The sequence below is a fragment of the Agrococcus carbonis genome (genome assembly GCF_900104705.1).
In the GTDB taxonomy this organism is placed as follows: Bacteria; Actinomycetota; Actinomycetes; order Actinomycetales; family Microbacteriaceae; genus Agrococcus; species Agrococcus carbonis.
Genome location: NZ_LT629734.1, coordinates 196,549 through 220,499, shown reverse-complemented (window position 1 = coordinate 220,499; position 23,951 = coordinate 196,549). Strand labels below are relative to the sequence as shown.

The window sequence follows — 23,951 nt, the reverse complement described above, 5'->3', positions numbered from 1 at the left end:
GGCGCCCGGGTGAGTCCCGGGCGCCCTTGCTGGCAGGATGGAAGACGATCGTGCCGATCCCACCCAGGCGGCGCGAGGACGAAAGCGAGTGACTTGTGAAGAGAGCCAAGATCGTCGCGACGTGGGGGCCGGCCCTTGCCGGCTACGAGACCACGAAGGCCGCCATCGCAGCCGGAGTGAACGTCGCGCGCATGAACCTGAGCCATGGCGACCGCAGCGTCCACGAGGAGGTGTACGCCGACATCCGCCGCGCCTCCGACGAGCTCGGCAAGCCCGTCGGCATCCTCGTCGACCTGCAGGGGCCGAAGATCCGCCTCGGCAGGATCCCGGGCGGCCCGTACGACCTCGCCGAGGGCGACCGGTTCGTGATCACGACCGACGAGGTCGAGGGCGACGGCCAGCGCGCCGGCACGACGTTCGCGGGCCTCCCCGCCGACGTGCGGCCCGGCGACCCGCTGCTCATCGACGACGGCCGCATCGTGCTGCGCGCCGTCGAGGTGACCGAGACCGATGTCGTGACCGAGGTCGTCGTGGGCGGCCCGGTGTCGTCGAACAAGGGCATCAACCTGCCCGGCGTCGCCGTCAACGTGCCGGCGCTGAGCGAGAAGGACGAGTCCGACCTGCGCTGGGCGCTCGACCTCGGCGCCGACATCATCGCGCTCTCGTTCGTGCGCGACGCGAAGGACATCGAGCGCGTCCACGCGATCATGGCGGAGGAGGGCCGCAAGCTCCCCGTCGTCGCGAAGATCGAGAAGCCGCAGGCGGTCGAGAACCTCGCCGACATCATCGACGCGTTCGACGCGATCATGGTCGCGCGCGGCGACCTCGGCGTCGAGCTGCCCCTCGAGCAGGTCCCGCTCGTGCAGAAGCGCGCGATCGAGATGGCGCGCCGCTGGGCCAAGCCCGTGATCGTCGCGACCCAGGTGCTCGAGTCGATGATCGAGAACCCGCGCCCCACGCGCGCCGAGGCGAGCGACTGCGCGAACGCGATCCTCGACGGCGCGGATGCGGTGATGCTCTCGGGCGAGACGAGCGTCGGCAAGCACGCGATCACGACGATCGAGACGATGTCGCGCATCATCGGGGCGGCGGAGGAGCAGGGGCTCGGCCGCATCCCTCCGCTCGGCACGAAGCCGCGCACGCAGGGCGGCGCGATCACGCTCGCCGCGCTCGAGGTGGCGGAGTTCGTCGACGCGAAGGCGATCGTCGTCTTCACGGAGTCGGGCGACTCTGCGCGCCGCATGTCGCGCCTGCGCCCGGCGATCCCCATGTTCGGCTTCACGCCCGACCCCGAGGTCGAGTGCCGCATGCAGATGATCTGGGGCATGACGACGCACCTCGTCGACCGCGTGATGCACACCGACGACATGATCGCCCAGGTCGACGACATCCTCATCGGCAAGCGCCTCGCTGCGACGGGCGACAAGGTCGTCGTGGTCTCCGGCATGCCGCCGGGCATCTCGGGCTCCACCAACGACCTGCGCGTGCACCGCGTCGGCGACGTGCACGCCGAGGCGGCGCCCGCGTACCACGGCAAGCGCCGCATCGAGGTCGTGCACTCCGCACCGCATCCCGACGAGGCCTGACGCCCTCGCTGGTCGAGTAGGCGGCGCAGCCGCCGTATCGAGACCACTCGCCCTCGCTGGTCGAGTAGGCCCGTTCGCCGGTCGAGGAGGCCCGTTCGCTGGTCGAGTAGGCGGCGCAGCCGCCGTATCGAGACCACTCGCCCTCGCTGGTCGAGTAGGCCCGCAGGGTCGTATCGAGACCACTCGCTCCGCTGAGCGATGCGGTCTCGGTACGCGGCCCTCGGGGCCGCTACTCGACCTTGACGACTCCGGGCTCAAGCCGGCTGCGCCGACTTGAGCCCTCCGTCGTCAAGTGCCGGTGGTGGGACTCGAACCCACATTCCTCGCGGAAGCGCAGTTTGAGTGCGCCGCGTCTGCCAATTCCGCCACACCGGCTCGGACTGCGGGCGAAGCCGCGCGCTGCCGAACACTAGGCTAGTGGTCATGACCGATGACCTCTTCGCCGAGCCGCAGCTCGACTCCGCAGCCGACACGACGCCCAGCACGGCGCGCACCGTCCTCGTCGCCGAGGACGAGTCGCTCATCCGCCTCGACATCGTCGAGACGCTGCAGGCCGCGGGCTACGAGGTCATCGGCGAGGCCGGCGACGGCGAGCGCGCCGTCGAGCTCGCGACCGAGCTGCAGCCCGACCTCATCGTCATGGACGTGAAGATGCCGAAGATGGACGGCATCTCGGCCGCCGAGAAGATCGGCGAGGCGAAGATCGCCCCCGTCGTGCTGCTGACGGCCTTCAGCCAGAAGGAGCTCGTCGAGCGCGCCGGCGAGGCCGGGGCGCTCGCCTACGTCGTCAAGCCCTTCACGCAGAACGACCTGCTGCCCGCGATCGAGATCGCGCTCGCGCGCTGGGACCAGATCCGCGCGCTCGAGTCGGAGGTCGCCGACCTCGCCGACCGCTTCGAGACCCGCAAGCTCGTCGACCGCGCGAAGGGCCTGCTGAACCAGAAGATGGGCCTCGCCGAGCCCGAGGCGTTCCGCTGGATCCAGAAGGCGTCGATGGACCGCCGCCTCACGATGGCCGAGGTCGCGCAGGCCGTCATCGAGCAGCTCTCCGCCAAGAAGTAGCGCCTCGCCCGCCGGTCGAGCCCGCGCACCAGCGCCCGCCCGCCCGCCGCGTGCGCTCCTGCCCCGAGCGGTCGCTTCCGCGTCCGAGCGGTCGCTTCCGCGTCCGAGCGGTCAGTCCCGCGCTTGAGCGGTCGCTTCCGCGCCCGAGCGGTCAGTGCCGCTCTTGAACGGTCAGTCCCGCGCTTGAACGGTCGCTTCCGCTCTTGAACGGTCACTTCCGCTCTTGATTGGTCGGTTGCGCGCCTGATCGGCCAGCCCGGTGTTGAGGACGGCCGCGCGCGTCCGCGCCGTCGGGCCCTGTCCACACCCCGGCGCATCGCGCAGCGCGGGACAGCCGCGGCGCGTGCATCATCCCGCGTATGCGGAGTCCACACGGTCTGACCATCCGCCAGGGCCTCGAGCGCGGCTACACCGAAGCCGAGCTGCGCTCGATGGCGTTCACGCGCCCCGCTCGCGGCGCTCGCATCACGGCAGCGATCGGCGACGAGGCGCGAGCGCTCTTCGAGGCCGTGCGCGTCCTCGCCCGCGATGATCACTTCTTCTGCCTCACCACCGCCGCGCGCATCCACGGCATGCCTCTGCCCATGCGGCTCGAGAACGAGGCGACGGTGCACCTCGCGGCTCCGACTGACGGCTCTCGCATGCGCCGCAAGGGAGTCGCCGGGCACCGGCTGAAGTCCGAGGTGGTCGAGGTCGACGGGACGCGGGTGGAAGCGAGAGCGGACACCTTCGTGCACCTGGCGACCATGCTCACCGTCGAGGAGCTCGTCGCGGCAGGTGACTGGCTGGTGTCGACGAAGCGACGTGATCCGCTGTTGTGGAGGACTTGACGGATGCGCTGCGACGCTACGCGGGAGCGCGCGGGCTCCATCGGGCCCGGCGCGCGCTGGCGCTCGTCCGCGTCGGCGCCGAGTCGCCGCGCGAATCGCTGGTGCGGTTGCTCATCGTCGGGGCGCTGCCCGAGCCTGTGCTGCAGCACGAGGTGTTCGACGCGACCGGGCTCTTGGTCGCTCGCCTCGACATCAGCTGGCCGCTCCTGAAGCTCGGCGTCGAGTACGACGGCGAGCACCACGACGATCCCGCCCAACACGAGCGCGACCGCGTCCGGCGCGAGCGGCTGCGCGCACTCGGGTGGAACGTCATCGTGGTGACGAGAGATGATCTGCGGGACGGAGGAGCGAGAATCCTCCAGCAGATCGTGGCCGCGCACCGGCGCTACGCGTCGTGGACCGCGGCCTGAGCAACCGCTCGTGGGCGGAGGTGACCTTTCGGACGCGGGCGTGACCGTTCGGACGCGGAGGTGACCGCTCGGACGCGGAGGTGACCGCTCGGACGCGGAGGTGACCGCTCGAGCGCTGAAGCGACCGCTCGGACGCGGAGGTGACCGCTCGGACGCGGAGGTGACCGCTCGAGCGCTGAAGCGACCGCTCGGTCGCGGGGCTGACCGCTCGGACGTGGACGTGCCCGACGCGAAGGTGACCGCTCGGATGCGGAAGTGACCGCTCGGACGCGGAAGTGACCGCTCGGACGCGGAAGTGACCGCTCGGATGCGGAAGTGACCGCTCAGGGAGCAGGCACGCGGGCGCGGAGCGTGGCGCGACCCGCGCGTCAGCGGGACTTGATGAAGTTCGTGATGCGGAGGGTCGAGGCGCGGCGGCCCTCGTCGTCGGTGCAGACGACCTCGTGCACCGTCATCGAGCGCCCGAGGTGGATGGCGCGGCACTCGGCCGTCACCCATCCGCTCGTGATCGAGCGCGTGTGCGTGGCATTGATGTCCGTGCCGACTGCGTAGCGGCCCTCGCCCGCGTGGATGTTGGCGCTCACCGAGCCGAGCGTCTCGGCGATCACGCAGTAGGCGCCGCCGTGCACGAAGCCCACGGGCTGCCGGTTGCCCTCCGCGGGCATGCGCGCGACGGAGTGCTCCGCCGAGAGCCGCAGGAACTCGATCCCCATCCGCTCGGCGAGCTCACCGCCCGGCCGGCCCTCACGTCGTGCGAGGAGCGCGGCGGTCGCCTCGTCGACGTCGGCGCCGTCGTGCTCGCTGGGCAGGGTCATCGCAGCTCCGCTCGGAAGGGGGTGTCGGCAGCGGCCACTAGGCTGGCCGACGTGTCGGATCCGAAGCCTACCCTCATGGTCATCGACGGGCATTCGCTCGCATTCCGGGCGTTCTTCGCCCTCCCGCTCGAGAACTTCGTGAACTCGCAGGGGCAGCACACGAACGCGATCCACGGCTTCCTGTCGATGCTCCTGAAGCTGCTCGCCGACCACAAGCCGACCCACCTCGCCGTCGCGTTCGACATCTCCCGCTTCTCGTTCCGCACCCGCGAGTACGCCGAGTACAAGGGCACGCGCGACGAGACGCCCAAGGAGTTCAAGGGCCAGGTGCCGCTGCTCGAGGAGGCGCTGCACGCGATGGGCGTGCGCACCCTCTCGAAGGAGGACTACGAGGCCGACGACATCCTCGCCACGCTCTCGGTCGAGGGCCCGAAGGCGGGCATGGACGTCTTCGTCGTCTCGGGCGACCGCGACACGATCCAGCTCGTCAACGACCGCGTGACGCTGCTCTACCCCGCGGTGCGCGGCGTCTCCGAGCTCAAGCACTACACGCCCGAGACGGTGCGCGAGCGCTACGGCATCGAGCCGCACCAGTACCCCGAGATCGCGGCGCTCATCGGCGAGACGAGCGACAACCTCACCGGCATCGACAAGGTGGGCGAGAAGACCGCCGTCAAGTGGATCCAGCAGTACGGCACCGTTGAGAACCTCCTCGCGCACGCCGACGAGATCAAGGGCGTCGTCGGCAACAACCTCCGCGAGCAGCGCGAGCGCGCCGAGCGCAACCGACGGCTCAACAAGCTCCTGACCGACGTCGACCTCGGCGTGCGCCCCGAGGAGCTCGCCCGCGGCCCCATCGACGAGGCGGCGCTGCGCGACGTCTTCCAGCGGCTGCAGTTCCGCACGCTGCTCGACCGGGTGCTCAAGCAGGAGGGCAGCGGCGAGCAGGCGGCGGCGCTCGAGCCGACCGTGCAGTCGCCCGCGGTGCAGAAGCTCGTCGACGAGGAGCTCGACCTCTGGCTCGAGCGCGCGACCGGCACGGTCGCCGTCGCGATCGCGCCCGACGGGGTGGGCGGCATCGCCGGCTTCGGCGTCGCGACCGAGGGCGCGAGCGCCTACGTGCCCTACAAGGCCGGCACGGCCGACTACGACGGATTCGTCGCGTGGCTCGCGTCGGACGCCCCGAAGGTGCTCCACGACGTCAAGCGCTCCATCAAGGTGCTCGAAGAGGCAGGGCTCGCGCTCGGCGGCGCCGTGCACGACACGCGGGTCGCCGCGTGGCTCGCGACCCCGACCGCGCCGCCGAAGACGTTCGAGCTCGACTGGCAGACCGAGGCGCTGCTCGGCGCGACGCTGCCGGCGCCCGACCCGAACCAGCTCGTCCCCGAGATCGCGCCGGAGGAGCTCGGCACCGTCGCGTGGCTCACGGGCGAGCTCGCCCGCGCGCAGCGCCCGCGCCTCGACGAGGGAACGCAGGGCGTGCTCGACCGCATCGAGCTGCCGCTCATGCCCGTGCTGCACCGCATGGAGCGCCAGGGCGTCGCGATGGACCGCGACGTGCTGCAGCGCATCCACGACACCATGCGGGAGCAGGCCGCCGGCCACGCGGAGGCCGCGTACGCGGAGATCGGCCACGAGGTGAACCTCGGCAGCCCCAAGCAGCTGCAGACGGTGCTCTTCGAAGAGCTCGACATGCCGAAGACGCGCGCGACGAAGACGGGCTACTCGACCGACGCGCAGTCGCTCGCCGACCTGCAGGAGACGAATCCGCATCCGTTCCTCGGCCTGCTGCTGCAGCACCGGGAGACGACGAAGCTCGCGCAGATCATCGAGTCGCTCCTCAAGGCCATCCAGGACGACGGGCGCATCCGCACCCGCTACGACCAGACGGGCTCCGCCTCCGGCCGCCTCTCGTCGAACGACCCCAACCTGCAGAACATCCCGGTGCGCACCGAGGTGAGCCGCGAGATCCGCTCGGCGTTCGTGCACGGGGCCGAGTTCGAGACGATGCTCACCGCCGACTACTCGCAGATCGAGATGCGCATCATGGCGCACCTCTCGGGCGACGCGGGCCTCATCGAGGCGTTCCTCTCGGGCGAGGACCTGCACCGCTTCGTCGGCAGCCGCATCTTCGGCGTCGACCCGAGCGAGGTGACGCCGCTGCAGCGCGTCAAGGTCAAGGCGATGAGCTACGGCCTCGCGTACGGGCTGAGCGCCTTCGGCCTCTCGAAGCAGCTGCGCATCTCGCAGGCCGAGGCGAAGCAGCTCATGCTCGACTACTTCCAGCGCTTCGGCGGCATCCGCGACTACCTGCGCGGCGTCGTGCAGCAGGCGAAGGACGACGGCTACACGACGACGATCTTCGGCCGCCGCCGCCCGTTCCCCGACCTCACGTCGTCGAACCGGGTGCTGCGCGAGAACGCCGAGCGCCAGGCGCTCAACTCGCCGATCCAGGGCTCCGCCGCCGACATCATCAAGCGCGCGATGCTCGGCATCGACCGGCGCATCATCGACGAGGGCCTCGGCTCGCGGATGCTGCTGCAGGTGCACGACGAGCTCGTCTTCGAGGTCGCGACCGGCGAGCGCGAGGCGCTCGAGGCGATCGTGCGCGAGGAGATGGGCGGCGCCGCCGACCTCTCCGTGCCGCTCGAGGTGCAGGTGGGCGTGGGTCCCAACTGGGATGCCGCGGCGCACTAGCCTGATGCGATGAGCGATCCGCTGCAGTTCGGCCTCTTCATCCCGCAGGGCTGGCGCCTCGACCTCGTCGGCATCGACCCCGCAGACCAGTGGCAGCGGATGCTGTCGGTCGCCGAGGCCGCGGATGCCGGCCCGTGGGCGTCGGTGTGGGTCTACGACCACTTCCACACCACCCCGCAGCCCACGCACGAGGCGACGCACGAGGCGTGGTCGCTCATGGCCGCGCTCGCGGCGAGCACCTCGCGCGTGCGGCTCGGGCAGATGTGCACGTGCATGGGCTACCGCAACCCCGCCTACCTCGCGAAGGTCGCCGCGACCGTCGACGTGATCTCCGGCGGTCGGCTCGAGTTCGGCATCGGCGCCGGCTGGTACGAGCACGAGTGGCGCGCGTACGGGTATGGCTTCCCGGGCGTCGGGGAGCGCATCTCGGCCCTGCGCGACGGCGTGCAGATCATCCAGCGGCTCTGGGCCGAGGGGGAGGCGTCGATCGAGTCGGAGACCTTCACCGTCGACGGCGCGATCTGCCGGCCCCAGCCGCTGCAGACGGGCCGCGACGGCCGGCCGCGCGTCCCCACCTGGATCGCGGGCGGGGGCGAGCAGCGCACGCTCCGCTACGCGGCCAAGTGGGCCGACGCGACCAACTTCGGCGGCGGCCCCGAGCAGTTCGCGCGCAAGCGCGACATCCTGCGCACGCACCTCGACCGCGAGGGGCGCGACCCGGCGCACGTGCGGCTGACCTCCAACCTCAACATCGTGGTGCGCGAGACGGAGGCGGAGGCCCGGCGCGTGGTGGAGGAGGTCAACGCGCGCGCCGACTCGGCGCTGCGCCCCGAGCACGCGGGCACCGGCTTCTCGAGCAGGGGCGCCGTGATCGGCACGCCGCAGCAGGTGATCGACCACGTCGGCGCGCTGCGGGACGCGGGCCTCGGCACGCTCATCGCGTACATGCCTGACGTCGCCTACGACCGCACCGGCATGGAGCTCTTCGAGCGCGACGTCATGCCGGCCCTGTGACTTCGCCGTAGGCTGTCGGCATGACAGACGAGACCGTCGGCGCATCGTCGCGCCCGCAGACCGACATCGACCGCATCGCCGAGGACTACGTGCACCGCGCGGCCGTCCTGAACCCCGAGCTCAACGTCTGGACGGGCCTCGAGGGCGACAAGGCCGGCTACGGCGACTACTCGCCCGAGGGCCGCGCCGCGATGGCCGAGCTCGCGCGCGACGTGCTCGCCCAGCTCGAGCAGGCCGAGCCCGCCGACGACATCGACTGGGTCACGAAGACCGACCTCGCGCGCGAGCTCCGGCTCGAGCTCGACATCGACGCCGCCGGCTGGGGCGACCGCGACCTCAACAACCTGGCGAGCCCCGCGTCGTCGATCCGCGACATCTTCGACCTCATGCCCACCGCATCCGAGCAGCACTGGGACGACATCGCGCAGCGCATGCGCAACGTGCCGGGCGCGATCGACGGCTACATCGCGTCGCTGCGCGCGGGCATCGCGAGCGGCAACACCCCCGCGGCCCGCCAGATCGACAACGTGCTCGAGCAGTACGCCGACTACGCGGCCGGCACCGGCTTCTTCCACGAGTTCGCCGCCGGCGCGAAGGCGGGCGACGCCGAGCTGCCCGAGTCGCTGCGCCGCGACCTCGCGGTCGCCGCGGGCGAGGCCACCACGGCGCACGAGCGGTTCGCGGCCTTCCTCCGCGACGAGCTCGCCGCATCCGCCAACCCCGTCGACGCCGTCGGGCGCGAGTTCTACTCGCTCATGTCGCGGCGCTTCCTCGGCGCCGAGGTCGACCTCGACGAGACCTACGCGTGGGGCATCGAGGAGCTCGACCGGATGCGCTCCGAGCAGGAGGCCATCGCGAACGAGATCAAGCCCGGCGCGAGCGTGCAGGAGGCGATCGAGTTCCTCGACGGCGACGCGAGCCGCAAGCTGCACGGCACCGAGGCCCTCAAGGCGTGGATGCAGCGCACGAGCGACCAGGCGATCGAGGAGCTCGGACGCACCCACTTCGACATCGCCGAGCCGATCAAGGCGCTCGAGTGCATGATCGCGCCCACCGAGACGGGCGGCATCTACTACACCGGCCCCGCCGACGACTTCTCGCGGCCCGGCCGCATGTGGTGGTCGGTGCCCAAGGGCATCACCGAGTTCGACACGTGGCGCGAGCTCACGACCGTCTACCACGAGGGCGTCCCGGGCCACCACCTGCAGATCGCGCAGCAGACCTACAACCGGGGCGAGCTGAACCTCTGGCGGCGCGCGTTCGCGGGCACGTCGGGCCACGCGGAGGGCTGGGCGCTCTACGCCGAGCGCCTCATGGAGTCGCTCGGCTACCTCGACGACCCGGCGGACCGCCTCGGCATGCTCGACGGGCAGCGGATGCGCGCGGCCCGCGTCGTGCTCGACATCGGCGTGCACCTCGGCAAGCCGCGCCTCGACGGCACGGGGGAGTGGGACTTCGACTACGCCTTCGAGTTCATGAAGCAGAACGTGAACATGAACGAGCCGTTCGTGCGCTTCGAGGTCAACCGCTACTTCGGCTGGCCGGGCCAGGCGCCGTCGTACAAGATCGGCCAGCGCATCTTCGAGCAGATCCGCGACGAGGCGAAGGAGGCCGAGGGCGACGCGTTCGACCTCAAGCGCTTCCACATGCGCGTGCTCAACATCGGCGGCGTCGGCCTCGACACGCTGCGCGAGGCGGTGCTCCGCCGCTGATCCCGCAGCGCCTGCACCCCGGTTGTCGCGTCTCATAGCCGGGGTGTAGGATTGTGCGGTCACTCGTGTGACGCACGAACAATCCGTATCGCCGCAGCGCATCCGCATGCCCTTCGGCCCGACATCCCCCACCAAAGGCAACTTGAACTCTATGACCACTGCAACGACCACGGCTCCCAAGCAGGTCGCTGTGAACGACATCGGCTCGGCCGATGACTTCATGGCCGCCGTTGAGAAGACCCTGAAGTTCTTCAACGACGGCGACCTCATCGAGGGCACCGTCGTCAAGATCGACCGCGACGAGGTCCTTCTCGACGTCGGCTACAAGACCGAGGGCGTCATCCCCTCGCGCGAGCTCTCCATCAAGCACGACGTCGACCCGACCGAGGTCGTCGAGGTCGGCGACACCGTCGAGGCGCTCGTCCTCCAGAAGGAGGACAAGGAGGGTCGCCTGATCCTCTCGAAGAAGCGCGCGCAGTACGAGCGCGCCTGGGGCGATGTCGAGCGCATCAAGGACGAGGACGGCGTCGTCACCGGCACCGTCATCGAGGTCGTCAAGGGCGGTCTCATCGTCGACATCGGCCTGCGCGGCTTCCTGCCGGCGTCGCTCATCGAGCTGCGCCGCGTCCGGGACCTCACGCCGTACCTCGGCCAGGAGATCGAGGCGAAGATCCTCGAGCTCGACAAGAACCGCAACAACGTCGTGCTCTCGCGCCGCGCCCTCCTCGAGGAGACGCAGTCGGCATCGCGCGGCGCCTTCCTGCAGTCGCTGCAGAAGGGCCAGGTCCGCAAGGGCGTCGTCTCGTCGATCGTCAACTTCGGCGCGTTCGTCGACCTGGGCGGCGTGGACGGCCTCGTGCACGTCTCCGAGCTCTCGTGGAAGCACATCGAGCACGCCTCCGAGGTCGTCGAGGTGGGCCAGGAGGTCACCGTCGAGATCCTCACCGTCGAGCTCGACCGCGAGCGCGTCTCGCTGTCGCTCAAGGCGACGCAGGAGGACCCGTGGCAGATCTTCGCCCGCACCCACGCGATCGGCCAGGTCGCGCCGGGCAAGGTCACGAAGCTCGTCACGTTCGGCGCGTTCGTGCGCGTCGCGGACGGCATCGAGGGCCTCGTGCACATCTCGGAGCTGTCGTCGAAGCACGTCGAGACCGCTGACCAGGTCGTCTCGGTGGGCGACGAGGTCTTCGTGAAGATCATCGACATCGACCTCGAGCGCCGCCGCATCTCGCTCTCGCTCAAGCAGGCGAACGAGGGCGTCGACCCCGAGGGCACCGACTTCGACCCGGCGCTCTACGGCATGCTCGCCGAGTACGACGAGCAGGGCAACTACAAGTTCCCGGAGGGCTTCGACCCCGAGACGAACGAGTGGAAGGAAGGCTTCGACGCCGAGCGCGAGGCCTGGGAGGCCGAGTACGCCGCAGCGCAGTCGCGCTGGGAGGCGCACAAGGCGCAGGTCGCGTCGGCTCGCGACGCCGAGCTGCTCTCGAACGACGTGCCCTCGGGTGCGTCCTCGTTCGGCGGCAGCACGGAGGAGTCGGGCGCGGGCACCCTCGCCGACGACGAGGCGCTCGCCGCGCTCCGTGAGAAGCTCACGGGCGCCAGCGAGTAGCAGTCCCCCCCCTGAAGCGGGTCGCACCACATGCGGTGCGGCCCGCTTCGGCGTTCCGGGCGTGCGGGCGAGCTCAGCCGGGCGCGCCGCGGTCCGTCGCCGGCCGGAGGTCGGCGTTCCTACGGCGGCGCGCGCTGCGCACGATCGACCAGGCGAGCAGCCCCAGCAGCGCGAGGCCCACGAGCACGAGCACGGGCGCGACGATCGCCAGCAGCGACATCCCGACCGCGCCGACGTCCTCGATCGTCGAGACGACGGGGGCTGCGACGCCCGCGGTCGCGGCGTTCGCGGTCGGCCGCAGCGCCGTCTTGCCCGCGTGCACCCCGAGCGCGATGACCGCGCCCACCACGATCGGCACCCACTGGTTGCTCGCGAAGAACTCCGCGGGGTCGGTGACGGCGACGGTGGATGCGGTGGAGGAGGATCCGAAGACGAGGCCGCCAGCCGCCGGGCGCACGAGCGTCTGCACGACATCGTTGACACTGTCGACCGCGGGGATCTTGTCGGCGACGACCTCGATCACGAGCAGCACCGCGAGGATGCCGAGCACCCATCCGTTCGACAGCCACGCCCAGCCGTCGGGGAGGGCGAGCGCGCCGGGGAAGAAGCGATCGGCGAGGCCGACGATGAGCAGCGGGATGTAGGCGTTCATGCCCGCGGCGGCGGCGAGCCCGGAACCGGTCAGGAGCTCGAGCATGGGCCCTCCCTCGGGGGCGGCGCGGGCGGCCGCCTGCCGGGATGCTAGCCCCACGGCCTGGGCGCCGCGCCGATGCCTGCGCGCACGGTAGGTTCAGTGCATGATCGCGACGGCCTCGCGGGTGCGCACGGGCACGGTGCGGCCCGACCGCACGCGCGAGCGCGCGACCGCCGTCAACCAGCTGCTGCTCGCGGCAGCGGCGCTCGCAGCCGCGGGCCTCGTCGTGGTGCTCGCCGACATCGAGCACGGCGACATCCTCTTCCTCGGGGTGCTGTCGATCTTCGGGCTCACGGTCGCTGCGCTCGTCGTGCCGTGGAACCGCATCCACCCCCGTTGGGTCGGGGCGATCCCGATCGGCGACATGGCCGCGATCTTCTTCCTGCAGCGCGGCGAGCCCGACGCGCAGCTGTGGCTGCTGTGGATGGTGCCCGCGACGTGGCTCGCCACGATCGGCGGCTGGCGCGGGCTCGTGATCGGCGCAGCCGGCTCGAGCGTGCTGTTCTGGATCGCGACGGCGCTGCACGGCGAGGCGACGACACCCGTGCAGATGGTGCTCGGCCCGCTCGCGATCTCGGTCGCCGCGATCGTCGCGTTCGTCGCCTCGCGGCGCGCGGCGGCCCAGCGCGCCCTGCTCGACGAGCAGGCGGAGTACCTCGACCACGCCGTCGAGCGCGCCCGCCGCCAGGAGGACGCCGTGAGCGAGCTGCTCGACGCGGTCGACTTCGGCGTCGTGCGCATCAGCGCCGACGGCTCCATCTCGATCGAGAACGACGCCCACTCGCGGCTGCACGCGATCGAGAGCGAGGGCCAGCTCTACGAGGCCGACGGCGTGACGCGGATGGACGCCTCGCAGGCCCCGCTCGCGCGCGCACGCCGCGGAGCCACGTTCGAGAACGTCCTCTACTGGCAGGGCCCGCCGGGGGAGGACCGTCGCGCGCTGCAGGCGACCGCGCGGCGGCTCATCGACGTCGACGGCACCGACGTCGGCGTGATCCTCGTCACGCGCGACGTGACCGCAGAGCGGCTCGCCGTCGCGATGCGCGACGAGCTCGTCGCATCGGTCTCGCACGAGCTGCGCACGCCGCTCACGAGCGTGCTCGGGCACCTCGACCTCGCGCTCGAGGACCCGGACGTCGGCGGTGCCGCCCGTCGCAGCCTCGAGATCGCCGAGCGCAACGCCTCGCGGCTGCTCGTCATCATCGGCGACGTGCTCGCGGCCACCGCCGAGGGCCCGGGCCGCTTCGACGTCCGTCCGGTCGAGGAGGACCTCGCGAGCGTCGTCCTCGCCTCGGTCGAGGCGCTCGAGCACAAGGCCGAGGCGCGCGGCATCCGCATCGACGCCTCGGGCGTCGAGCCGGCCGTCGCGCACATCGATCCCATCCGCATCCGCCAGGTCGTCGACAACCTCGTGGGCAACGCCGTGAGCTACCACACGGGCGACGGCCTCATCGAGGTCGGCGTCACGTGCGACGACAAGCACGCGTGGCTCGTGGTGCGCGACGACGGCCCCGGCATCGCCGAGGACGTGCTGCCGCACCTGTTCGAGCGGCGCTTCCGCGCGGAGTCGGCGCAGCGCAGCCGTCCGCACGGGAACGGCCTCGGGCTCGCGATCAGCCGCGACCTCGTCCGCGCCCACGGCGGCGAGATCACCGTGCAGAGCGAGCCGGCCGCCGGCGCCACCTTCGTCGTGCGGCTGCCGCTGCGCAGAGCAGGAGCCACCGCATGACCCTCGACGCCGACACCGTCAAGCTCATCACCGCGCTCGTCGTGCACGTCGCGGGCGGCATGTTCGTGCTCGAGACGATGCTGCGCAAGGACGACCGCGCGGGACGCGTGTGGGCGCTCGGCTTCATCGCGGCGATGATCGCGACGGAGGCCTACCTGCTCGACGCCGTGACGGATGCGGGCTGGTGGCCGATCGCGATCGGCAACGCGTCGTGGGTGACGGCGATCGGCCTGCTGTGGATCGGCTGCCGCGTGTTCAACGGCCGGCAGGCGCGAGGCGCCGCGATCGTCGTCGGGGCAGCAGCGGTCGCCGCCGTCGTCGCGGTGCTGCTCGAGCTCGCGAGCGGAGCGCCCGTCGGCGACGGGCCCGGCAGCGCGCGCTGGTCGGGTGCGTGGGTCATGTTCGCGGCGAACGCCGCCTTCGCGGGGCTCGGTGCGGCCGAGACGGTGCGCGGCGCCATGCGGCGCACCCGCACCGCGCTCGGCCTCGGCGTCGTGATGCTGCTCGCGTCGGTCTTCCAGGCGGCGCGGCTCGTGAGCGCGATCGTGCTCGGCACCGACGATGAGGGCTTCCGCACGTGGATCAGCAGCGGCGTCGCGGGCGTCGCGACCATCTGCCTCGTGATCGTCGCGGTGCTCGCGGCGTCGGTGCTCCGCGCGGAGCAGGTGCGCATGCGCGGCACCGAGGACTCGTCGCTCATGGCGATCGCGCCCGACGGCGTGCTGCTCGCGCCGTCGTTCGTGCGCGTGCTCGGCGGGCGGCTGATGCGCGCCAACCGCCGTGCCGAGCTGTTCGCCGTGCTCGTCATCCGCATCGACGCGCTCGCGCGCATCGCGACGGCGTTCGGCGCCGACGAGGCCGAGCACGTGCGGCAGGCCGTGCGCGCCGCGGCCCGGCGGCTCTCGCCCACGACCGCCGCGCTCGGCACCGACGACCGCGGCACGCTCATGCTCGCGTTCCAGCCGGCGACTCCCGCCGAGGCGCGGCAGCTCGCCGCGCGCATGCACCGGGCCATGCTCGACCAGCTGAGCACCGCGGGGGTGCCGGTCGTGCCGCCGATCGGCATGGGCGTGAGCCTCACGAGCATCACGGGCTACGACCGCGACACGCTCCTCGACGCCGCGAAGGCGGCCGCGAAGCGCGCGATCGCGAGCGACGACGTGACGGTCGCGGTCGCGGGCGAGGACGACGAGGCCGAGGGCCCGAGCGTCGGTCAGGCGGTGCGGCGGTAGCCGACCCCTCGCACGGTCTCGATCCAGCGGGGCTCGGAGGGCGACTCGCCGAGCTTGCGGCGGAGGTTCGCGACGTGCACCTCGATCGCGCGCGCGTCGTGCTCGCTCAGGTAGTGGTCGGGCTCGCCGCGCTCGCCGCGCAGCATGCCGGCGAGCTGCATCTTGCTCACGACGCGGCGGCCGGAGCCGAGCAGCATCCGCAGGATGTCGAACTCGCTGCGGGTGAGCTCGACCTCGGAGCCCTCGAGCTCGACGACGCGCGCACCGGGCTCGAGCCGCAGCCCGCGGTGCTCGAGCGGCGCGAACTCCGCGTCGACCTCGCTCCACTGCTCCGCCGGGGCCTCGGCCGACGCCGCCGCGGCCGCAGGCCCGGGGTGGCTCTCGGCCGCGACGGTCGGCGCAGGGCCCGTCGGGAGCGGGGGAGAGGGATGCGTCGACGCGAGCACGCGGGGACGCCGCATCATGGCCTCGATGCGGGCGCGGAGCTCGCGGGGGCGGAACGGCTTCACGATGTAGTCGTCCGCGCCGGTCTGCAGCCCCACGAGCGTGTCGATCTCGTCGCCGCGCGCGGTGATCATCACGATGTAGGCCGTGCTGATCGCGCGCACCTGGCGTGCGGTCTCGAAGCCGTCGATGCCCGGCATGTTCACATCGACCGTCACGACGATCGGGTCGTGCTCCCGCACGAGCTCAACCCCGGTGACGCCGTCCGCGGCGACGTGCACCGTGAACCCGCCCTGGGTGAGCACCTGCGCCAGCAGCTCCCGGATGTCCTCGCCGTCCTCGATGACGACCGCGACGTCCTCGTCCATGGGTGTCTCCGCATCCGCACCGCGTGACCCGGTGCATTCGCGATCGATAGTAGTGCGCACCGCCGACGGGCGGGGCGCGATCACGCGGCTCTGGTCACGGGAGCCGCTGGAGTCCTTCCGACGAGCACGACGGCGAGCAGCAGCAGCACGCCCGCCGCGATCGGGATGGCGTAGGCGGGGCTCGCGGCCGCCGCGACCGCGGTCCCGACGACGGGGATCCGCAGGGTGGGCGCCCACGCCTCCGCACCGATGCGGTGGGCGGTGCCCTCGCGCTCGGCCGAGACCGCCGTCGTCATGCTCCACGCGCCGTCCGGCGCGCGCTCCATCGAGACGATCCGCTCGAGGTGCGTGGCACCGGTGCCGCCCGCGGGCACGCTCACGACGTCGCCCGGCTCGAGCCGCTCGGCGGGGACGCGCGTGACGACGAGCAGGTCGCCCGCCGCGTACTGCGGCGCCATCGCGTCGGTGCCGGCGACCTCGGCCCGGGCGAGCCCCGCGAGCGAGCCGCTCCACAGGACCGCGGCCGCGGCGCCGACGAGCCCCAGGCAGCCGAGCAGGATGAGGGCGGCGGTGCGCAGAGCGCGCATGCTTGCTCCTTCGGTCAAGATCTCGTGGATCGTGCCCGACGCTACGGCGGCAGGCTCAGCGGCGCGGTGCCGAGCGCCAAGCCCCCGCTTGAGGCTTCCTCAGGAGTTCCCGTGCGAGACTCGGTGCATGCCACTCGTCGCGCTCACCGGAGGCATCGCCTCGGGCAAGTCCACGATCGCGGACCGGCTCGCGCAGCACGGCGCGGTCGTCGTCGACGCCGACGCGATCGTGCGCGAGCTGCAGGAGCCCGGCCAGCCCGTGCTCGCCGCGATCGCCGAGGAGTTCGGCGCGCACCTGCTGCGGGCAGACGGCTCGCTCGACCGCGCGGCGCTCGGCGCCGAGGTGTTCGCCGACCACGACGCGCGCCACCGCCTCAACGCCATCGTGCACCCGGCGGTGGGGCGGGAGTCCGCGCGCCGGTTCCGCGCCGCGCTCGAGGCCGATCCGCGCGCCGTCGTCGTCTACGACGTGCCGCTGCTGGTCGAGGCGCGGCCCGACGACCCGTGGGACCTGGTGGTCGTCGCGCACGCGCCGGCCGAGACGCGCATCCGCCGCCTGGTCGAGCTGCGCGGGATGGATGAGGCGGATGCGCGGGCCCGCGTCGCGGCGCAGGCGAGCGACGAGCGCCGGCTCGCCATCGCGGACGTCGTGATCGAGACCGCGGGGTCGCTCGAGGAGACCCTCGCGCAGGTCGACCGGCTCTGGGAGCGGCTCGTCCAGGGGGATGTGGGCGGCCGCTCGTAGGCTGGTCGCATGGAACCGACGCGTGCCGTGCGGCCGTTCGAGGTCGTGAGCGAGTACCAGCCCTCTGGCGATCAGCCCAAGGCGATCCGCGAGCTGGCCGCCGCGGTCGACCGGGGCGAGACCGACGTGGTGCTGCTCGGGGCGACGGGCACCGGCAAGAGCGCAACGACGGCGTGGCTCATCGAGCAGGTGCAGCGGCCCACGCTCGTCATGGCGCACAACAAGACGCTCGCGGCGCAGCTCGCGAACGAGTTCCGGGAGCTGCTGCCGAACAACGCGGTCGAGTACTTCGTCTCGTACTACGACTACTACCAGCCCGAGGCATACGTGCCGCAGACGGACACCTTCATCGAGAAGGACTCCTCGCTCAACGCCGAGGTCGAGCGGCTGCGGCACTCCGCGACCAACTCGCTGCTCTCGCGTCGCGACGTCGTCGTCGTCTCGACCGTCTCGTGCATCTACGGCCTCGGCACGCCCGAGGAGTACCTCGAGGCGATGGTGGCGCTCCAGGTGGGGATGCGGATCGACCGGCAGGCGCTGCTGCGCCGGTTCGTCGCCATGCAGTACCAGCGCAACGACGTCGCCTTCGCGCGCGGCACGTTCCGGGTGCGCGGCGACACGATCGAGATCATCCCGATGTACGAGGAGCACGCGATCCGCATCGAGCTCTTCGGCGACGAGATCGAGGCGCTGTCGACGCTGCACCCGCTCACCGGCCAGGTGCTCGAGACGCACCAGTCGATCTCGATCTTCCCCGGCAGCCACTACGTCGCCGGCACCGACCGCATGCACGCCGCGATGGAGCGCATCCGCACCGAGCTCGAGGAGCGGCTCAAGGTGCTCGAGCGCGAGGGCAAGCTGCTCGAGGCGCAGCGGCTGCGCATGCGCACGACGTTCGACCTCGAGATGATGGAGCAGATCGGCTTCTGCTCCGGCATCGAGAACTACTCGCGCCACATCGACGGCCGCGAGCAGGGCGAGCCGCCGCACTGCCTGCTCGACTACTTCCCCGACGACTTCCTCGTCGTCATCGACGAGTCGCACGTCACGGTGCCGCAGATCGGCGCGATGTACGAGGGCGACGCGAGCCGCAAGCGCACGCTCGTCGAGCACGGGTTCCGGCTGCCGAGCGCCCTCGACAACCGCCCGCTCAAGTTCGACGAGTTCCTCGAGCGCACGCCGCAGAAGGTCTACCTCTCGGCGACGCCCGGCAACTACGAGATGGGGCTCGCCGACACGGTCGTCGAGCAGATCATCCGCCCGACGGGCCTCGTCGACCCGCAGCTCGTCGTGAAGCCCACGAAGGGCCAGATCGACGACCTGCTCGAGGAGATCCGGGTGCGCGCCGAGCGCGACGAGCGCGTGCTCGTGACGACGCTCACGAAGAAGATGGCGGAGGAGCTCACCGAGTACTTCACCGAGGCGGGGGTGCGGGTGCGCTACCTGCACTCCGACGTCGACACGCTGCGGCGCGTCGAGCTGCTCACGCAGCTGCGGCAGGGCGTGTTCGACGTGCTCGTCGGCATCAACCTGCTGCGCGAGGGCCTCGATCTGCCTGAGGTGTCGCTCGTGTCGATCCTCGACGCCGACAAGGAGGGGTTCCTGCGCTCGTCGCGGTCGCTCATCCAGACGATCGGGCGCGCGGCGCGCAACGTCTCGGGCGAGGTGCACCTCTACGCCGACACGATCACCGACTCGATGCGGCTCGCGATCGACGAGACCGAGCGGCGGCGCGAGATCCAGATCGCGTACAACACCGAGCACGGCATCGACCCGAAGCCGCTGCGCAAGCGCATCGCCGACATCACCGAGGTGCTCGCGCGCGAGCAGGCCGACACCGACGACCTGCTCGAGGGCACGCGGCGCGGCGCGCCCACGCCGCGCCTCGCGAAGGACCGCTCGGAGCTCGACGGCCCCGCGCAGCTCGAGGCGATCATCGCCGACCTCACGGCGCAGATGACGGAGGCTGCGGGCGAGCTGAAGTTCGAGCTCGCCGCACGCATCCGCGACGAGCTGCACGACCTCAAGCGCGACCTGCGCCAAATGCGTCAGGCGAGTTAGCGGCGGCCATTTCTGGCCGCCGCTCGCCTGACGCCGACGCCCGTCCCGGGCGGAGGAGGCGAGCGAGGAGAGCCCATTTCTGGCCTCTCCTCGCCGCGCGCCGAGGCCCGTCTCGGGCCGAGGGGGCGAGTGAGCGGCGGCCATTACTGGCCGCGCGCCGAGGAGCAGCGTGGCGCGGGATGATGCTGTCGTGACGACGATCGACCTGAACTCCGACCTGGGCGAGAACGTGCCCGACCGGATCGTCGGCGACGACGAGGCCATGCTGCGCGTGGTGTCGAGCGCCAATGTCTCCTGCGGCTTCCACGCGGGCAGCCCCGAGGGCATCCGCGCGACCCTGCGCGCGGCAGTCGCCCAGGGCGTCGCGATCGGCGCGCACCCCGGCTACCGCGACTACGAGGGGTTCGGGCGCCGCGCGACGGACGTCGACTCCGCGACGCTCCAGGCGCACGTCGAGTACCAGCTGGGAGCGCTGCAGGGCCTCGCCGCCGCCGTGGGCGGGAGCGTCGTGTATGTGAAGCCGCACGGCGCCCTCTACAACACCATCGCGCGCGACGAGCGGCAGGCGCGCGCCGTCGTCGCGGCGATCCGCGCCGTCGACCGGTCGCTCGTGCTGCTGGGCCTCGCCGGCGGCGTCGTGCTCGACATCGCGGAGCACGCGGGCCTCGCCACCGCATCCGAGGCGTTCGCCGATCGCGCGTACACGCCCGAGGGCCTGCTGGTCTCGCGCAGCGAGGAGGGCTCGGTGCTGCACGACCCACAGCTCGTCGCCGCGCGGATGGTCCGGCTGGCGCAGGAGGGCGTGGTGCGGGCGGTCGACGGCACCGACGTCGCGGTGCGCGCGGAGTCGATCTGCGTGCACGGCGACAGCGCGGGTGCGATCGCGATGGCCGAGGCGACGCGAGCTGCGCTCGAGGCCGCCGAGGTGACGATCGCGCCGTTCGCCGGGCCGCGCGCGTGACGGGTGCCGCATGACCCGCGTGCTGACCGTGGCCGACACCGCGCTGCTGCTCGAGGCGGGCGACCTCGACGAGACGATGCGCCTGCTGCCGGCGCTGCGGGCCGCCGCGCTCGAGGGCGTCACCGAGCTCGTCCCCGCCGCCCGCACGATCCTGGTGCGGTTCGACCCGAGCGTCGTGCACCCCACCAACCTCGCCGAGCGACTGCTCGCCGTCGCGCCGGCCGAGCACCGGGCCGCCGCGGGCGACGTCGTCACGATTCCGGTGCGCTACGACGGGGAGGACCTCGCCGAGGTCGCCGAGCTCCTGGGCCTCGACGCCGAGGCGCTGATCGCCCGGCACCAGGCGGCGGCCTGGACGGTCGCGTTCACCGGGTTCGCGCCTGGCTTCGGCTACCTCGTCGGCGACGACCCGGTGTTCGACGTGCCGCGCCGGCCCTCGCCGCGCACGCGCATCCCCGCAGGGTCCGTCGCGCTCGCCGGGCGCTTCTCCGGCGTCTACCCGACGCAGAGCCCGGGCGGCTGGCAGCTCATCGGCCGCACCGATCTCGCGATGTGGGACCTCGATCGCGACCCGCCCGCGCTGCTCGCGCCCGGCACCGCCGTGCGCTTCGAGCGCGTGGAGCGCGAGCTCATCGAGACCGCGCGGCCCGCGAGCGCGGTGGCGGGCACGGTTGCGAGCGCGGCGGCGGGTGCGACGCACGCCATCGAGGTCGTGCGGCCCGGGCTGCAGCTGCTCGTGCAGGATCTCGGCAGGCCCGGCATGGCGGCGCAGGGCGTCTCGGCCGCGGGCGCCGCCGATCGGGCTGCGCTGCGCGAGGCGAACCGCGCGGTGGGCAACGCGCCCGGCGAAGCGGGGCTCGAGCTCGCCGGTGGCGGAGCCACGCTGCGCTTCCGCGGCTCGGGCGTCATCGCGCTCACGGGGGCGGGGGCGGATGCGGCGCTGCACGCGGGCGATGCGGTCCACGTCGTCGAGTCCGGGCGTCCCGCCGCCGTCGAGGACGGCGACGAGCTGCGCATCGGCGGCGTGCGCGACGGGCTGCGCGTCGTGCTCGCCGTGCGCGGCGGGCTCTCGATCGATCCGGTGCTCGGCAGCCGCTCCACCGACACGCTCGCGCAGCTCGGCCCCGCGCCGCTCGCGGCCGGCGACGTCGTGCCGCTGCACGGGCCGGGGCGCGCGATCCGCGCGGTCGAGCGCACCCGGGCTCCGCGCATCCCCCTGCCCGCGCCCGGCGAGGAGGTCGAGCTCGGCATCGTGCTCGGTCCGCGCGACGACTGGTTCACCCCGGCGGCCCTCGCCTCGCTCGTCGCGCAGTCGTGGGCGGTGACGCCGCGCTCCGATCGGGTCGGCGTGCGGCTCTCCGGCGAGCCCCTCGAGCGCGCGCGGCACGGCGAGCTCGAGAGCGAGGGCGCGGTGACCGGCGCCATCCAGGTGCCGCCCGACGGGCAGCCCGTGCTCTTCCTGCCCGACCACCCGCTCACCGGCGGCTACCCGATCATCGGCGCCGTCGTCGACCGCGACCTCGACCTCGCCGGCCAGCTGCCGCCGGGGTCGCGCGTCCGCTTCCGCATCGTCGCCGCCGACGGCGCCGCGACCGACTGACCAGGAGACCACCGTGCAGAAGATCCTCATCGCCAACCGCGGCGAGATCGCGGTCCGCATCGCGCGCGCCTGCGCCGAGGCGGGGTATCGCTCGGTCGCCGTCTACGCCGACCAGGATGTCGACGCGATGCACGTGCGCCTCGCCGACGAGGCCTTCGCGCTCGGCGGCACCACCGCATCCGAGACCTACCTGAGCATCCCCTCGCTGCTCGCCGCCGCCCGCGCGAGCGGCGCCGACGCCGTGCACCCCGGCTACGGCTTCCTCTCGGAGAGCGCCGACTTCGCGCAGGCGGTCGAGGAGGCGGGGCTCACCTGGATCGGCCCGACGCCCGAGAGCATCGAGGCCCTCGGCGACAAGGTGACCGCGCGCCGCATCGCGCAGCAGGCGGGCGCGCCGCTCGCCGCAGGCACCGACCGGCCGCTCGCAGGCGCCGACGACGCCGTCGCCTTCGCGCGCGAGCACGGGCTGCCGGTCGTCGTGAAGGCGGCGTTCGGCGGCGGCGGCCGCGGGCTCAAGGTCGCGCGGACGATCGACGAGGTGGCGGATGCGTTCGGCTCGTCGACGCGGGAGGCCATCGCGGCGTTCGGCCGCGGCGAGTGCTTCATCGAGCGCTACCTCGAGCGGCCGCGGCACGTCGAGGTGCAGGTGCTCGGGGACGGCCGAGGCCGGGTCGTGGTGGTGGGGGACCGCGACTGCTCGCTGCAGCGTCGCAGCCAGAAGCTCGTCGAGGAGGCGCCCGCGCCGGGCCTCACCGCGGCACAGCGTGACCGCATCCACGCCGCTGCCCGCGACATCTGCGCCGCGGTCGACTACCGGGGCGCGGGCACGGTGGAGTTCCTGCTGGGCGCCGACGGCACCATCTCGTTCCTCGAGGTGAACACGCGCCTGCAGGTCGAGCATCCGGTCACCGAGGCCGTCACGGGCGTCGACCTCGTGCGCGAGCAGCTGCGCATCGCCGAGGGGGAGGGGCCCTCGATCGGCGGCACGCCGCCGCCCGTCGGCCACGCGATCGAGCTGCGCCTCAACGCCGAGGATCCGGGCCGCGGCTTCCTGCCCAGCCCGGGCCGAATCACCGCGCTGCGCGTGCCCGGCGGTCCCGGCGTGCGATGGGATGCGGGGGTCGAGGCGGGCGACCGCGTGGAGGCCGCGTTCGACTCGCTCGCCGCCAAGCTCATCGTGCACGGCGCGGATCGCGATGCGGCACTCGTGCGGCTGCGGCGGGCGCTGCGGGAGCTCGAGGTGACGGGCATCGCGACGGTGGCGCCGTTCGCCGAGGCGCTGCTCGACGAGCCCGACTTCTCGACAGCGGGCTTCGCCGTCTCGACGCAGTGGATCGAGGCCGAGCTCATGCCGCGGCTCGCGCTCCAGGATCGTCCCGCGCCAGCGCCCGCCGAAGCGCTGCGGCGCGTGCCGATCGAGATCGACGGGCGCCGGGTCGTGCTGGGCCTGCCGCCCGGGGCGCTCGCGGCGGCCGCGGGCGTCTCCCCGTCGGCTCCGCGCGTGCAGGACGCAGCGGATGCGCTGGGCGCGACGGATCCGGAGGCGGTCGCGGCCCCCGTGCCAGGCACCCTCGTGCGCTGGCTCGTCGCCGACGGCGCCCGCGTCGAGGCCGGCGACGAGCTCGCGGTGCTCGACGCGATGAAGATGGAGACGCGCGCGCTCGCGCACCGGGGCGGAACGCTCGAGCACCGGGCCGCGGAGGGCGACGCCGTGGCGGTCGACGAGGCGATCGGCCGCATCGCGGGGTGAGCCGAGCGCGAACGCCCGGGGGACGTGTGGGTGGTCGAACGT

19 protein-coding genes and 1 tRNA gene are annotated in these 23,951 nt (G+C 72.5%); 15 read left to right on the top strand and 5 right to left on the bottom strand.

The annotated features are described in order from the left end of the window. The first annotated feature begins 95 nt into the window (after positions 1 to 95). Entirely contained in the window at positions 96 to 1,586 is a 1,491-nt protein-coding gene (pyk, locus tag BLT67_RS01080; RefSeq protein WP_092665024.1) for a pyruvate kinase, read from the top strand. A 293-nt stretch (positions 1,587 to 1,879) separates the two neighbouring features. Here the strand turns inward: pyk and BLT67_RS01075 are convergent. Beyond that, positions 1,880 to 1,961 (bottom strand) — tRNA-Leu (locus BLT67_RS01075). 48 nt (positions 1,962 to 2,009) lie between these two features. Between BLT67_RS01075 and BLT67_RS01070 the strand changes: the two genes are divergently transcribed. The 3 genes from BLT67_RS01070 to BLT67_RS01060 all read left to right on the top strand — a co-directional run bounded on the left by BLT67_RS01070 (position 2,010) and on the right by BLT67_RS01060 (position 3,888). Continuing rightward, the gene (locus BLT67_RS01070; RefSeq protein WP_092665021.1) at positions 2,010 to 2,648 is read left to right on the top strand and encodes an ANTAR domain-containing response regulator; all 639 of its coding nucleotides are present in this window, start codon (positions 2,010 to 2,012) and stop codon (positions 2,646 to 2,648) included. 359 nt (positions 2,649 to 3,007) lie between these two features. Continuing rightward, positions 3,008 to 3,478 (top strand): hypothetical protein, encoded by a 471-nt coding sequence (locus BLT67_RS01065; RefSeq protein WP_092665018.1) that lies wholly within the window; start codon positions 3,008 to 3,010, stop codon positions 3,476 to 3,478. A gap of 101 nt (positions 3,479 to 3,579) precedes the next feature. After that, the gene (locus BLT67_RS01060; protein ID WP_157674090.1) at positions 3,580 to 3,888 is read left to right on the top strand and encodes a DUF559 domain-containing protein; all 309 of its coding nucleotides are present in this window, start codon (positions 3,580 to 3,582) and stop codon (positions 3,886 to 3,888) included. 368 nt (positions 3,889 to 4,256) lie between these two features. On the opposite strand, the gene BLT67_RS01055 is transcribed toward BLT67_RS01060, so the two are convergent. Next, the gene (locus tag BLT67_RS01055) at positions 4,257 to 4,703 is read right to left on the bottom strand and encodes a PaaI family thioesterase (RefSeq protein ID WP_092665012.1); all 447 of its coding nucleotides are present in this window, start codon (positions 4,701 to 4,703) and stop codon (positions 4,257 to 4,259) included. A 75-nt stretch (positions 4,704 to 4,778) separates the two neighbouring features. On the opposite strand from BLT67_RS01055, the gene polA reads away from it, so the two are divergent. The 4 genes from polA to rpsA all read left to right on the top strand — a co-directional run bounded on the left by polA (position 4,779) and on the right by rpsA (position 11,738). Further along, a complete protein-coding gene (gene polA, locus BLT67_RS01050) occupies positions 4,779 to 7,400 on the top strand; it encodes a DNA polymerase I (RefSeq protein ID WP_172802032.1) in 2,622 nt (873 codons plus the stop codon). Positions 7,401 to 7,409: 9 nt separating this feature from the next. Continuing rightward, entirely contained in the window at positions 7,410 to 8,414 is a 1,005-nt protein-coding gene (locus BLT67_RS01045) for a TIGR03560 family F420-dependent LLM class oxidoreductase (protein WP_231945529.1), read from the top strand. A 20-nt stretch (positions 8,415 to 8,434) separates the two neighbouring features. Then, on the top strand, positions 8,435 to 10,126 hold the full coding sequence (locus BLT67_RS01040) for a DUF885 domain-containing protein (RefSeq protein WP_092665006.1): 1,692 nt from the start codon (positions 8,435 to 8,437) through the stop codon (positions 10,124 to 10,126). Between the two features lie 151 nt (positions 10,127 to 10,277). Continuing rightward, on the top strand, positions 10,278 to 11,738 hold the full coding sequence (rpsA, locus tag BLT67_RS01035; protein ID WP_092665004.1) for a 30S ribosomal protein S1: 1,461 nt from the start codon (positions 10,278 to 10,280) through the stop codon (positions 11,736 to 11,738). 73 nt (positions 11,739 to 11,811) lie between these two features. Here rpsA and BLT67_RS01030 read toward each other — a convergent pair whose 3' ends face one another. Next, on the bottom strand, positions 11,812 to 12,435 hold the full coding sequence (locus tag BLT67_RS01030; protein WP_092665001.1) for a DUF4126 domain-containing protein: 624 nt from the start codon (positions 12,433 to 12,435) through the stop codon (positions 11,812 to 11,814). A 100-nt stretch (positions 12,436 to 12,535) separates the two neighbouring features. Here BLT67_RS01030 and BLT67_RS01025 point away from each other — a divergent pair, with 100 nt between their 5' ends. Both BLT67_RS01025 and BLT67_RS01020 read left to right on the top strand, forming a co-directional pair. Next, the gene (locus BLT67_RS01025) at positions 12,536 to 14,161 is read left to right on the top strand and encodes a sensor histidine kinase (RefSeq protein WP_092664998.1); all 1,626 of its coding nucleotides are present in this window, start codon (positions 12,536 to 12,538) and stop codon (positions 14,159 to 14,161) included. Next, positions 14,158 to 15,393, top strand: a complete 1,236-nt coding sequence (locus BLT67_RS01020; protein WP_092664995.1) for a diguanylate cyclase domain-containing protein — start codon at positions 14,158 to 14,160, stop codon at positions 15,391 to 15,393. Before BLT67_RS01025 ends, BLT67_RS01020 begins: the two co-directional genes overlap by 4 nt. On the opposite strand, the gene BLT67_RS01015 is transcribed toward BLT67_RS01020, so the two are convergent. Further along, positions 15,375 to 16,205, bottom strand: coding sequence for a response regulator transcription factor (locus BLT67_RS01015; RefSeq protein WP_092664992.1), 831 nt, complete (start codon positions 16,203 to 16,205; stop codon positions 15,375 to 15,377). The two genes, BLT67_RS01020 and BLT67_RS01015, sit on opposite strands and share 19 nt — an antisense overlap. Before the next feature lie 80 nt (positions 16,206 to 16,285). Further along, the gene (locus BLT67_RS01010; protein ID WP_092664989.1) at positions 16,286 to 16,792 is read right to left on the bottom strand and encodes a hypothetical protein; all 507 of its coding nucleotides are present in this window, start codon (positions 16,790 to 16,792) and stop codon (positions 16,286 to 16,288) included. A gap of 127 nt (positions 16,793 to 16,919) precedes the next feature. Here BLT67_RS01010 and coaE point away from each other — a divergent pair, with 127 nt between their 5' ends. The 5 genes from coaE (at position 16,920) to BLT67_RS00985 (ending at position 23,909) form a co-directional block, all read left to right on the top strand. Beyond that, entirely contained in the window at positions 16,920 to 17,537 is a 618-nt protein-coding gene (gene coaE, locus BLT67_RS01005; RefSeq protein ID WP_092664986.1) for a dephospho-CoA kinase, read from the top strand. 9 nt (positions 17,538 to 17,546) lie between these two features. Further along, on the top strand, positions 17,547 to 19,598 hold the full coding sequence (gene uvrB, locus BLT67_RS01000; RefSeq protein ID WP_092664984.1) for an excinuclease ABC subunit UvrB: 2,052 nt from the start codon (positions 17,547 to 17,549) through the stop codon (positions 19,596 to 19,598). A gap of 190 nt (positions 19,599 to 19,788) precedes the next feature. Next, positions 19,789 to 20,559 carry a LamB/YcsF family protein gene (locus BLT67_RS00995; protein ID WP_092664981.1) on the top strand — a complete coding sequence of 257 codons (771 nt, stop codon included), beginning with the start codon at positions 19,789 to 19,791 and terminating at the stop codon, positions 20,557 to 20,559. A gap of 10 nt (positions 20,560 to 20,569) precedes the next feature. Further along, a complete protein-coding gene (locus tag BLT67_RS00990) occupies positions 20,570 to 22,159 on the top strand; it encodes a 5-oxoprolinase subunit B/C family protein (protein WP_092664976.1) in 1,590 nt (529 codons plus the stop codon). A gap of 13 nt (positions 22,160 to 22,172) precedes the next feature. Continuing rightward, a complete protein-coding gene (locus BLT67_RS00985) occupies positions 22,173 to 23,909 on the top strand; it encodes an ATP-binding protein (protein WP_092664973.1) in 1,737 nt (578 codons plus the stop codon). The last annotated feature ends 42 nt before the right edge of the window (positions 23,910 to 23,951 follow it).

Bases quoted from the DNA above. Each gene is read 5' to 3' on its own strand.
- BLT67_RS01055 (WP_092665012.1), bottom strand. From the start codon at position 4,703: ATGACCCTGCCCAGCGAGCACGACGGCGCCGACGTCGACGAGGCGACC.
- BLT67_RS01070 (WP_092665021.1), top strand. From the start codon at position 2,010: ATGACCGATGACCTCTTCGCCGAGCCGCAGCTCGACTCCGCAGCCGAC.
- rpsA (WP_092665004.1), top strand. From the start codon at position 10,278: ATGACCACTGCAACGACCACGGCTCCCAAGCAGGTCGCTGTGAACGAC.
- uvrB (WP_092664984.1), top strand. From the start codon at position 17,547: ATGGAACCGACGCGTGCCGTGCGGCCGTTCGAGGTCGTGAGCGAGTAC.
- BLT67_RS01015 (WP_092664992.1), bottom strand. From the start codon at position 16,205: ATGGACGAGGACGTCGCGGTCGTCATCGAGGACGGCGAGGACATCCGG.
- BLT67_RS01045 (WP_231945529.1), top strand. From the start codon at position 7,410: ATGAGCGATCCGCTGCAGTTCGGCCTCTTCATCCCGCAGGGCTGGCGC.
- BLT67_RS01040 (WP_092665006.1), top strand. From the start codon at position 8,435: ATGACAGACGAGACCGTCGGCGCATCGTCGCGCCCGCAGACCGACATC.
- polA (WP_172802032.1), top strand. From the start codon at position 4,779: ATGGTCATCGACGGGCATTCGCTCGCATTCCGGGCGTTCTTCGCCCTC.
- BLT67_RS01025 (WP_092664998.1), top strand. From the start codon at position 12,536: ATGATCGCGACGGCCTCGCGGGTGCGCACGGGCACGGTGCGGCCCGAC.
- BLT67_RS00990 (WP_092664976.1), top strand. From the start codon at position 20,570: ATGACCCGCGTGCTGACCGTGGCCGACACCGCGCTGCTGCTCGAGGCG.
- coaE (WP_092664986.1), top strand. From the start codon at position 16,920: ATGCCACTCGTCGCGCTCACCGGAGGCATCGCCTCGGGCAAGTCCACG.
- BLT67_RS01020 (WP_092664995.1), top strand. From the start codon at position 14,158: ATGACCCTCGACGCCGACACCGTCAAGCTCATCACCGCGCTCGTCGTG.
- BLT67_RS01010 (WP_092664989.1), bottom strand. From the start codon at position 16,792: ATGCGCGCTCTGCGCACCGCCGCCCTCATCCTGCTCGGCTGCCTGGGG.
- BLT67_RS01030 (WP_092665001.1), bottom strand. From the start codon at position 12,435: ATGCTCGAGCTCCTGACCGGTTCCGGGCTCGCCGCCGCCGCGGGCATG.
- BLT67_RS01065 (WP_092665018.1), top strand. From the start codon at position 3,008: ATGCGGAGTCCACACGGTCTGACCATCCGCCAGGGCCTCGAGCGCGGC.